Raw genomic sequence first — 10,109 nt, 5'->3', positions numbered from 1 at the left:
CTGTTGGACTGCGTCTTCAGAGACGACGAATGCCGGGTCCGAACCGAGCATGCCCCGGCCAACTTCACCACCGTCAAACACATCGCCCACAACCTGCTGCGGCGTCATCCAGCCAAACTGTCCATGAAAGCAATCGCGGGCAATCTTTGGAGGGCGTGGTCGCGATCGACGGCAAGACGGCGCGCCGCTCCTTCGACCGGGCGCCAGGCCAAGGGCGCGGTGCACATGATCTCGGCCTGGAGCTCGGTGCAGAAGCTCGTGCTCGCCGCCCGCGCGGTGGACGAGAAGTCCAACGCGATCACCGCGATCCCCGAGCTCCTGGAGCTGTTGGCGATCAAGGGCGCGATCGTCACCATCGACGCCATGGGCCGCCAGACCAGGATCGCCGGGAAGATCGTCGACAAGGGCGCCGACTATGTCCTGGGCCTCAAGGCCAACCAGGGGAGCCTGCGCGACGACGTGGAGCTGCTGTTCACCGGGCAGTCGGCGCGCGGCTTCGCGGATGTCGCCGTCTCGAAAGCGTCGAGCGTCGATGGCGACCACGGCCGCATCGAGACGCGCGAGGTCTACGCCGTCGAGGACATCGCCTGGCTCAAGGAGCGCCATCCCGACTGGAAGGGCCTGCGCTCTGTCGTCATGGTCGTCGCGCAGCGCGAGACCGCCAAGGGCGAGGAGCGCGAGCGGCGCTTCCACATCTCCTCGCTGCCCGCCGACGCGGACAAGGTGCCGCCATCCGCGCTCACTGGGGTGTCGAGAACGGCCTGCACTGGGTGCTCGACGTGCAGTTCCGCGACGACGACGGCCGTATCCGAAGAAAGAACGCCCCCGCCAACTTCTCCGCCGTCAAGCGCGCCGCCCTCAACGCGCTGCGCCGGGCGCCCGGCAAGGACAGCCTCAAATCCAAGCGCATCGCCGGATGGGACGAGGATTTCCTCGCCAGGACCCTCGCCGCCCTATGACGTCAACTCATTCGATTCCCCTGCCCGGTCAGCACAAAAGCTCTACTGACCACTCGATCTCGAAACCCTTGACCTCGCCGCCTGACGCCGTGAAACCTCACCTGCCCGGAGCACGCCGAACCGGAAGCTCCACCACCTTCGCGACGCCACCAGATCGTGCTGATTGACGGTGTCACCGTGATCGTCAAGGTCGCGCACATGCGGCTCTGCCACAGACGGTCACGGTGACCGGCGCCAGCGCCAACATCCAGACCGACATGACGGCCGGAGACTCCGACACTGCGCCGGGTGTGCTGGCGCAATCGGTCGGCGGGTTCGGCGGGATCGGGCCGACCTCCAAGAGCTGGTTCGGCGTGGGCGGCGACGGCGGCGACGGAGCCGCGGTCAGCGTGGCGTCGAGCGGATCGACGGTGACCACGTTCGGCTACAGCTCCGCCGGGCTGGCCGGCCAGTCAATCGGCGGCGGCGGCGGCTCCGCCGGCGTCTCGGCGGCAAGAAGTCTGGTCTATGCCTCCGGCTGTGTCCACCTCCGCGAGGAAACCCCGCCCCACGGCGAAAGCGACGGAGGCGGCGGCGGCGCGAGGCCGGTGCATTGGAGGCTCCTGACCACGCGCGACGTCGGGACGGTCGCGGGCGCGCTCGACGTCGCCGAACGCTCTGCGAAACGCTGGAAGATCGAGGAACTCTTCCGAACCATGAAGCGCAAGGGCTTCGACGTCGAGCGCTTGCGGATCGGCGAGGAAGCCCCGCGCAGCCGCCTGATCCTCGCCTGCCTGCTGGCCGCCACCGTCATCATGCAGATGACCGCGGAGCGCGACGGCGGGTCCGACGGGCGCGCGCTGCGGCCGCTCACCGACGCCTTCGATCCGGAGGACCGACCGCTGCTCGAAGCGATCAGCCGCAACCTCGAGGGCCGGACCGAGCGTCAGAAGAACCCGCACCCCAAGGGCAGCCTCGCCTTCGCCACCTGGATCTGCGCCCGTCTTGGCGGATGGACCGGGTACTACGGCAAGCCCGGTCCTAGCGTCATCCTGAGTGGATGGACCGAATTCCAGTCGATCAAGCAGGGCGCATACCTCGCTCCCCTGATCGCGAATGCGAACCCGAATGATGGGTGAATCTGATAGCAAGTGGGGGTGTTCGGCAAGGACACCCCACCGCGGGCGGACTCGCCAGCCTGGGACGCTCCCCCGGGGGAGGAGGGGCGCGGCGTCACGGCGCGCTCACGCTGTCGTAACCATCCCGAGTCTAGGCTCGTTGCGATCCGAGGAGGCTCGCATGACCATCCACCCCCACCGCATTCCCTCCCGCCCCGTCGTCCTCGAGCTGATCGCTCACGCGCAGGACGCCGCGCCGAGCGACCCGATCAGCGACGAGGAGTATTTCCTCGCCCAGCTCCGCGCCGCGATCGCCGCCGGCGAGAGCCCCGTGGAGCGGCTGCGTCGGCGGTATGGCGCCGGCGGCACGGACCGCCTCTGCCGGCTCTACGCCCGCTACTCCGACTGATCGGCTCACGGGCCGATCGCAAGCGCGCGCGGCCCCCTTGAAGAACGGCGGCGACGTCGCACCTTTGCGACCATGTTCGACGACACCCGACCCGCCCCTTGTTCCGCCGCGCGCCTCGCGCCGCCGCGGCGCGTCCTCGTCCTGGTGAACCCCGGCGCGCGCCGCGGGTCGGAGGGCGTCGAGCCGGCGCTCGAGCGCCTCGGCGGGGCCGGGATCGGCATGGTGGTCGAGACCTTCTCCGGCCCGGACGAGATCGGAACCGACATCCTGCGCCGCGCCGGCGAGGTCGACGCCATCGTGGTCTGTGGCGGCGACGGCACGCTGATGCGCGCGGCGCCGGCGATGGTGAAATGCGGCCTGCCGCTCGGGATCCTCCCCATGGGCACGGCGAACGACCTCGCCCGCACGCTGCACATCCCCGACGACGTCGCCGCGGCGGCGGAGGTCATCGCCCACGGCCGGCTGCGCGCGGTCGACCTCGGCTCGGTCAACGACCACCTCTTCTTCAACGTCGCCTCGATCGGTCTCTCGGTCGACCTGACCCGCGAGCTCACCCCGGCGCTGAAGCGTCGCTGGGGCCGGCTCGGCTATGCGCTTGCCGGAATGCGCGTGCTGGCCCGGGCGCGGCGCTTCTCCGCCTGGATCCACGAAGGCGATTCGCGCTTCCGCACCCGCACCCTCCAGATCGCCGTCGGCAACGGCCGGCACTACGGCGGCGGCGCGGTGGTGGAGGAGACGGCGGAGATTGACGACGGCCATCTCGATCTCTACAGCCTCGCCATGCGCAACGTCTGGAAGCTCGCGCTCGGCGTGCGCACCTTCCGCTCCGGCGCGCACGGCGCCTGGACCGACGTCCAGACCGCCCGCGGCGTCGAGTTCGACATCGAGACCCGCCGCCCGATGCCGGTGAACGCCGACGGCGAGATCGTCACCTCCACCCCGGCGCATTTCCGCGTTCACCCCCGCGCGATCCGCGTCTTCGCGCCCGAACCGCCGGCGATGGTCGACCGGGCGAGCGTTGCGCGCCCGCCACGTTAACCTCAATTCGTCGGAGCGGGGTCACGCGGGAGTTACGTTGGAGTAACGTAGGGCATGGAAAGTTAGGGCCGTAAACGCCCGACGGAGCAAGGCGATGTCTCGCAACCACCCGCATGTCCCGACCCGCCGCATCCGCGGCGCGAAGGCAAGATCGCCCGACGCGGCCCTCGACGAGGCCTGCTTCCTGGCAGAGCTCCGGCTCGCCGTCGAGGGCGCCCGGACGGCCGCGGAGGAGCGGCTGGCGCGGGCCCTGCCGGGCTGGGGCGAGCGGCTGAAGCGGATCAGCGCCCGCTACGCGGGCGATCCAGCGGCCTGAGTCTCGAACCGCGGGCGCGAGCGGGGGCCGACTGTGCGCCCGGCGGGGGATTTGTCTGGCCGGCCGTTCGCGAAGGGCGCCTGCCGCCGACGCGCGGCGCCCTAGCTTCATGTCCCTCGCGGGCGCCGGCATTCACGCCGTTCGCGTGGGCGCGGCAGGCCATCCGGACCGCAGCCCCCGGCGCCAATGCTACCGCGCCGCGCCAGGGACGGCGCGGCGGCGTGCGGCGTCTACGGCCTCCACCTGAACGCTTCGCGCCTGCATTAACGATTCAATTCTGACTCTTTTGCTTGGCATATGCGTTGTGCATACGTTGTGCATGGAGCGTGCATCGAAGGATCCGCCGTAAACCTCTGACGCCGAAGTCTTCAGACGGAAACCGTATCGGTTGCCACCGGCGCCGCCGACCCTGACGGATGAGCCGGCGGCGCCGAGTTCTATTCAGTCCTCCGGAATTTCTCCGGGCCGGTAGTCGGGAAGCCGGCCGGCCGGAATGATCGTCACGAGGGCGAGGCCCGCCATGATCAGGAAGCCGATCCTCAACGCCTGGAGGCGCGCCGCGGTATTGACGCGCACCGCCTCGGCCTTCTGCTCGGGCGTGGCGTCCGTGGCCGCGATGATCACGGCAAGCCGGTCGTTGGTGACGAAGTTCACGCTGTCGAGGTCCACCTGCGCCTGAAGCTCCGGCGTGAGCACGGGCGTGCTCACGACCTGGCGCATGACGGAGGCGCCGAGCAGGCCGACGAGCAGAGCGCCCGCCACGGCCGTGCCGACGGCCGCCGCGAGGTTGTTCGTCGTCCCGCGCAGCGAGCCCACGTCGCCCGCGAGCTCCTTGGGCGAGGCCGTGACCAGCACGTTGAAGACCAGCGTGACCAGCGAGCCCTGGCCGATGCCGAAGAGCACCAGCCCGAACAGGACCGGAACGGCGCCCCAGTCGTTGCGCGCCACAAACGCCAGCCAGACCAGCGCCACGGCACAGGCGGCGAAGCCGCCGCGACCGATCATGCGCGGGGAGAAGCGGTCGTAGAAGCGTACGATCAGCATGGCCGCGAAGAATACCGTGAGGTTGAAGGGCAGCATCGCCACCGCCGTCGCGAGCGGCGAGCGGCCCTGGACGATCTGGATGTAGAGCGGCACGGAGAAGTTCAGGGCCGCCTCAAGGGCCACCACCGAGAACATCGCATAGACCGCCGCGCGCTCTTGCGGCGACTCGAGCACCTGCAACGGCAGGAGCGGCGTCTTGCCGCCTTCCTCGCGCCGGCGGGTCCAGAGGAAGAAGAGCTGGCCCAGAACGATGCCGAACACGATCATCACCGGCGCCGGCGACAGGCCGAGCACGCTGAGGGGCGCGTTCGGACGGGCGACGCCCATGCCCCAGCCGTTGAGGTTGTTGAAGCCGAAGCTGATGAGGATGATCGCCGCCGCCGCCAGCGCCACGCCGACCATGTCGATCCGCACGTCATCCCGGCCGTGGTCCGACTTGAGGCGGAAGCTGAGGAAGAAGACGACCGCCGAGGCAACCATGAGCAGGCCGAAGGCGGGCCGCCATCCGATCATCGTGCCGAGAATGCCGCCGATCAGGAACGCAGCGACCCCGGCGCCGGCCCGCGCCGATCCCAGCGCGCCGAGGGCGGTCGCCTGCTGCCGGCCGCGGTAGTTCTCGGCGATCAGCGCGACCAGCGAGGGGACGATGACCGCCGCCGCCGCGCCGCAGAGCGCCTGCGCGGTGATCATCAGCGTCGCGTTGGGGCTGAAGGTCATCAGGCCCTGCGACAGTCCGAAGACCACGACGGCGATCCGGAAGACATGCACCGCGCCGAACCGCTGGACCAGCTTGGCGCCGAGCATGACGAAGCCGGCGACGATCATCGAATAGGCGACGATGCCCGTGGCCACCGTCGTCGGCGGCACGCCGAAGCTCTCGACCATGCCGCCGAGCGCCACCGGCAGCGACGCCACGTTGAAGGACATGATCGCCTGGCCCAGGGCGATGGCGATCATCGGGACCCAGGATGCCCGCTCTTCGGTCGGGCTTGCGGTCGCAGACATGACGTTTCCCTCGCGGATCGTTGTCGGTGGGGGCGGCGGCCTACCGGGCCGGCGCGGACATGAGCAGGTCGAGGCCGAGGCGCTGCGACAGGAACTGCGCCGCCAGCTGGCCCCGGACGCTGTTCCCCGCCGAGTCGAGCGGCGGGGCGAAGGTTCCGAGCCCGCCCTTGCCGGGCGAGACGGTGACGATGCCGCCGCCGATGCCGCTCTTGCCCGGCAGGCCGATCTCGTAGAGCCAGTCTCCCGATGTCTCGTAGAGGCCGGCCGTCAGCATGACCGCCAGCGTGTAGTGGCAGACGTCGGGCTTGACGACCTGCTCGCGCGTGACCGGGTTGAAGCCGCCGTCGGCGAGCGTCGCTCCCATCACGGCGAGATCCCGGGCGCTGACGTTCAGCGAGCACTGGCGCGTGTAGAGTTCCACCGCCTCGGCCGGATCGCAGTATATGGCGCCCAGGCTCTCGAGCATCCAGCCGATGCTGCGGTTGCGGAAGTTCGTCGCCGTCGCCGAGGCATAGACCTCGTCGTTGAGCGGGAGCGCGCGGCCCGCGAACCGCGACAGCCCGTCATGGATGAACCTCCACTTGGCCTCGGTCGTGGCGCCGGGCGCGAGGCTCGTCGTGGCGATCGCGCCCGCGTTCACCATCGGGTTGGTGCGCCCGCCCGCCTGCCGCTCGATCCCGGCCAGCGAGTTGAACGCATAGCCGGTCGCATTGACCCCGAGCCGTTCGCGCGCGCCGGTCGCTCCGATCAGGTCGCAGACGAGCGCGAAGACGAACGGCTTCGACACGCTCATGATGGTGAATTCGTGATCGGCATCGCCGGCCGCGTAGACGTTGCCGCTGGCGCCGACGACGCAGACGCCGAAAAGCTCGGGCGGCACGCGCGCGAGCGCCGGGTAGACCTGGGACACATCGCCCTGGGCTACCGGGGCAAATCGCGCGTGCGCCTCGGACACCAGTCGCCTGACGCGCGTGTCAGGCGGCAGCGCGCCGGTCGAGACATAGCCGTTCTCGGGGTCCAGAAACGGATCGAGTAGCTCCATGATACACCCTCTTTTGGCAACCACCGGGGTGGCTGTCAGGATCGTAACGGGGCCGTATCTTCTAGCAGGAACGCCGCCATGTTCGGCACATCGCCAGAAAAAGCAATCGTTCCCGCACCTCCCTCCGATCACGACTGTTCACGATCGGCGCTTGCCGCCGCCGCGCGGCCTGCGCTACGGGGGGCCGAGGATCGGTCACCCGGAGGCGCCCTTGTTCCCGCACCGCCACCTGCTCGGGATCGCGGGGCTCATGCGCGGCGAGATCGAGGCGATCCTCGACCTAGCCGAGGAATATGCGGCGCTGAACCGTGGCGGCACGGGCGACCACAGTAGCGCGCTGCGCGGCCTCACCCAGATCAACATGTTCTTCGAGGCCTCGACCCGGACGCAGGCGAGCTTCGAGCTTGCCGGCAAGCGCCTCGGGGCGACGGTGATGAACATGTCGGTGGCGCAGTCCTCGGTGAAGAAGGGCGAGACCCTCATCGACACCGCGATGACGCTGAACGCCATGCACCCCGATTTGCTGGTCGTGCGCCACCCCGCCTCCGGCGCGGTCAACCTGCTCGCCTCCAAGGTCAACTGCGCCGTGCTGAACGCCGGCGACGGCCGCCACGAACACCCGACCCAGGCACTGCTCGACGCGCTGACCATCCGCCGGCGCAAGGGCCGGCTGTCGCGGCTCACGGTCGCGATCTGCGGCGACATCGCCCACAGCCGGGTGGCGCGGTCGAACATCCTGCTGCTCGGGATCATGGAGAACCGCATCCGGCTGATCGGCCCGCCGACGCTGATGCCGGCCGGGGCGGAGCGGATGGGCGCGGAGGTGTTCCAGGATCTGCGCGCGGGGATCGAGGGCGCCGACGTGGTGATGATGCTGCGCCTCCAGAAGGAGCGCATGGACGGGGCGCTGGTGCCGTCGATGCGCGAATACTACCACCGCTTCGGCCTCGACGCCGAAAAGCTCGCCGCCGCGAAGCCCGACGCCATCGTCATGCACCCGGGGCCGATGAACCGCGGGGTGGAGATCGACGGGCTGCTGGCCGACGACATCAACGTCAGCGTGATCCAGGAGCAGGTCGAGATGGGCGTCGCCGTGCGCATGGCGGCGATGGACCTGCTGGCGCGCAACCTGCGCTCGCGCACCGCCGAGCGGGGAGGCGCCGCGTGCTGACGCTGGTCAACGCCCGGCTGGTCGACCCGGAGGGCGACCGCGTCGTCGCGGGCGGAGTGGCCATAGCCGACGGCCGCATCGTCGAGGTGTTCACGGACGCCCGCCCGGGGATCGACTGCGGCGGGCGGCATCTCGCGCCGGGGATCGTCGACCTCGGGGTCAAGGTGGGCGAGCCGGGCGAGCGGCACAAGGAGAGCTTCCGCACCGCCGGGGCCGCCGCCGCGGCGGGGGGCGTCACGACGATGGCGACGCGGCCCGACACCCGGCCGGCGATCGACACGCCCGAGGCGCTGGAGTTCCAGAGCCGCCGCGCCGTCGGCGCGAGCCCCGTCAACGTGCTGCCGATGGCGGCGCTGACCAAGGGCCGCGACGGCCGCGAAATGACCGAGATCGGCTTTCTCATGGACGCGGGCGCCGTCGCCTTCACCGACGCGCGCGCTGTGGCCGACGCGCGGGTGTTCCAGCGCTGCCTGACCTACGCAGCCGGGCTCGGCGCGCTGGTCGTGGGCCACCCGCAGGAACCCGGCCTGAGCGCCGGAGCCTGCATGACCACCGGCCAGTTCGCCAGCCAGCTCGGCCTGCCCGGCGTCTCGCCGGTCGCGGAGCGGATCGGTCTCGAGCGCGACCTCGCGCTCGTCGAGGCCACCGGCGCGCGCTATCACGCCGACCAGCTCTCGGCCGCCGCCGGCCTGCCGGCGTTGCGGCGCGCGAAGGCGATGGGCCTGAAGGTGACGGCGGGCGCCTCGATCCACCACCTGACGCTGAACGAGTTCGACGTCGGCGAGTACCGCACCTTCTTCAAGCTCACGCCGCCGCTGCGCTCGGAGGACGACCGCATGGCGGTGGTCGAGGCGCTGGCCGAGGGACTGATCGACGTCGTCGGCTCGTTCCACACCCCGCAGGACGAGGAGGAGAAGCGTCTCCCCTTCGAGGAAGCCGCCCCGGGCGCGGTCGGTCTCGAGACCCTGCTGCCGGCGGCGCTGCGCCTCGTCCATGACTGCCACATCGGCCTGCCCGCGCTGTGGCGGGCGCTGTCGCTCAACCCGGCGCGGCTCCTCGGGCTGCCGACGGGCCGGCTCGCGGCGGGCGCGCCGGCCGATCTCGTGCTCTTCGACGCGGACGCGCCCTTCGTGCTCGACCGCTCGACCCTGCGCTCGAAGTCGAAGAACACCCCCTTCGACCTCGCGCGGATGCAGGGGAAAGTGTTGCGCACCTGGGTCGGCGGGCGCGAGGTCTTCGCGCGGGAGGGGGCATGAGTTCGCTTTTCGCCGCCGCCTTCGGCTACCTGCTCGGCTCGATCCCGTTCGGGGTGCTGATCACGCGGGCGCTCGGGCTCGGCGATCTGCGCGCGATCGGGTCGGGGAACATCGGCGCGACCAACGTGCTGCGCACCGGCCACAAGGGCGCGGCGCTGGCGACGCTGCTGCTCGACGGGGCCAAGGGCGCGGCGGCGGTGTTGCTCGCGCGGGCCTGGGGCGGCGAGGCCGCCGGGCTCGTCGCCGGGGCGGCCGCGTTCCTCGGGCACTGCTTTCCGGTCTGGCTCGGCTTTCGCGGCGGCAAGGGCGTGGCGACCTTTCTCGGCATCCTGCTCGCGGTCGCCTGGCCGGTCGGGCTGATCGCCTGCGCGACATGGGCCGCCGTGGCCGTGGTCTTTCGCATCTCGTCGCTGGCGGCGCTGGTCGCAGCGGCGAGCGCGCCCGTCTCGCTCGCGTTCCTCGGGCCGCCGGGTTCCGCGCTGGCGGGCCTGGGCATGGCGATCCTGGTCTTCGTCCGGCACGCCGCCAACATCGCGCGACTGCGCGACGGCTCGGAGCCGCGGATCGGGCGGCGATGAACCGGCTGCGTCCGGCTGCATCGAACGGACTGGTCGACGCCGGCGCGACGGCATAGCATCAGCCCCGTGTCCGCCCTGCCCTCCTGCTTCGACGCCGACCTCGCCGCCCTCGCCTGGCAGGTCGAGCTTGGCGCCGACGAGGCGATCTGCGAGGAGCCGGTCGATCGGTTCGCGGTCGCGCAGGCGGCGGAGCC

General features: G+C 70.7%; 9 protein-coding genes and 1 pseudogene. 8 read left to right on the top strand and 2 right to left on the bottom strand.

Features of this window, described 5'->3' with window-relative positions; genetic code table 11:
• Positions 1-155 precede the first annotated feature (155 nt).
• The 5 genes and pseudogenes from KBA23_RS13860 to KBA23_RS13840 all read left to right on the top strand — a co-directional run.
• A pseudogene (locus KBA23_RS13860) lies at positions 156-959 on the top strand (ISAs1 family transposase); the annotation flags it as partial.
• Positions 960-1,183: 224 nt separating this feature from the next.
• Positions 1,184-2,077 carry a transposase gene (locus tag KBA23_RS13855; RefSeq protein ID WP_290741913.1) on the top strand — a complete coding sequence of 298 codons (894 nt, stop codon included), beginning with the start codon at positions 1,184-1,186 and terminating at the stop codon, positions 2,075-2,077.
• Between the two features lie 160 nt (positions 2,078-2,237).
• On the top strand, positions 2,238-2,465 hold the full coding sequence (locus tag KBA23_RS13850) for a hypothetical protein (protein ID WP_290741911.1): 228 nt from the start codon (positions 2,238-2,240) through the stop codon (positions 2,463-2,465).
• A 72-nt stretch (positions 2,466-2,537) separates the two neighbouring features.
• Positions 2,538-3,503, top strand: a complete 966-nt coding sequence (locus KBA23_RS13845) for a lipid kinase (protein ID WP_290741909.1) — start codon at positions 2,538-2,540, stop codon at positions 3,501-3,503.
• A 94-nt stretch (positions 3,504-3,597) separates the two neighbouring features.
• Positions 3,598-3,819, top strand: a complete 222-nt coding sequence (locus KBA23_RS13840) for a hypothetical protein (RefSeq protein ID WP_290741907.1) — start codon at positions 3,598-3,600, stop codon at positions 3,817-3,819.
• 441 nt (positions 3,820-4,260) lie between these two features.
• Here the strand turns inward: KBA23_RS13840 and KBA23_RS13835 are convergent, their stop codons facing one another.
• Both KBA23_RS13835 and glsA read right to left on the bottom strand, forming a co-directional pair.
• Positions 4,261-5,868, bottom strand: a complete 1,608-nt coding sequence (locus KBA23_RS13835; RefSeq protein WP_290741905.1) for an MFS transporter — start codon at positions 5,866-5,868, stop codon at positions 4,261-4,263.
• Positions 5,869-5,908: 40 nt separating this feature from the next.
• Positions 5,909-6,910 carry a glutaminase A gene (gene glsA / locus KBA23_RS13830; RefSeq protein WP_290741903.1) on the bottom strand — a complete coding sequence of 334 codons (1,002 nt, stop codon included), beginning with the start codon at positions 6,908-6,910 and terminating at the stop codon, positions 5,909-5,911.
• Positions 6,911-7,121: 211 nt separating this feature from the next.
• Here glsA and KBA23_RS13825 point away from each other — a divergent pair, with 211 nt between their 5' ends.
• Genes KBA23_RS13825 through plsY form a run of 3 tightly spaced genes read left to right on the top strand, consistent with a single transcriptional unit; the run spans position 7,122 to position 9,915 of the window.
• Positions 7,122-8,081 carry an aspartate carbamoyltransferase catalytic subunit gene (locus tag KBA23_RS13825; RefSeq protein WP_290741901.1) on the top strand — a complete coding sequence of 320 codons (960 nt, stop codon included), beginning with the start codon at positions 7,122-7,124 and terminating at the stop codon, positions 8,079-8,081.
• Entirely contained in the window at positions 8,075-9,337 is a 1,263-nt protein-coding gene (gene pyrC / locus KBA23_RS13820; protein ID WP_290741899.1) for a dihydroorotase, read from the top strand. The genes KBA23_RS13825 and pyrC overlap by 7 nt, the downstream gene beginning before the upstream one ends.
• The gene (gene plsY / locus KBA23_RS13815; RefSeq protein ID WP_290741897.1) at positions 9,334-9,915 is read left to right on the top strand and encodes a glycerol-3-phosphate 1-O-acyltransferase PlsY; all 582 of its coding nucleotides are present in this window, start codon (positions 9,334-9,336) and stop codon (positions 9,913-9,915) included. The genes pyrC and plsY overlap by 4 nt, the downstream gene beginning before the upstream one ends.
• Positions 9,916-10,109: the final 194 nt, after the last annotated feature.

It is taken from the genome of Amaricoccus sp., assembly GCF_017995835.1.
In the GTDB taxonomy this organism is placed as follows: Bacteria; Pseudomonadota; Alphaproteobacteria; order Rhodobacterales; family Rhodobacteraceae; genus Amaricoccus.
The sequence above is the reverse complement of the archived record's forward strand: the minus strand, read 5'-3'. Positions and strand labels throughout refer to the sequence as shown.

Coding starts and splice junctions, on each gene's coding strand:
- KBA23_RS13850 (WP_290741911.1), top strand. CDS start 2,238: ATGACCATCCACCCCCACCGCATTCCCTCCCGCCCCGTCGTCCTCGAG.
- KBA23_RS13845 (WP_290741909.1), top strand. CDS start 2,538: ATGTTCGACGACACCCGACCCGCCCCTTGTTCCGCCGCGCGCCTCGCG.
- KBA23_RS13840 (WP_290741907.1), top strand. CDS start 3,598: ATGTCTCGCAACCACCCGCATGTCCCGACCCGCCGCATCCGCGGCGCG.
- KBA23_RS13835 (WP_290741905.1), bottom strand. CDS start 5,868: ATGTCTGCGACCGCAAGCCCGACCGAAGAGCGGGCATCCTGGGTCCCG.
- glsA (WP_290741903.1), bottom strand. CDS start 6,910: ATGGAGCTACTCGATCCGTTTCTGGACCCCGAGAACGGCTATGTCTCG.
- plsY (WP_290741897.1), top strand. CDS start 9,334: ATGAGTTCGCTTTTCGCCGCCGCCTTCGGCTACCTGCTCGGCTCGATC.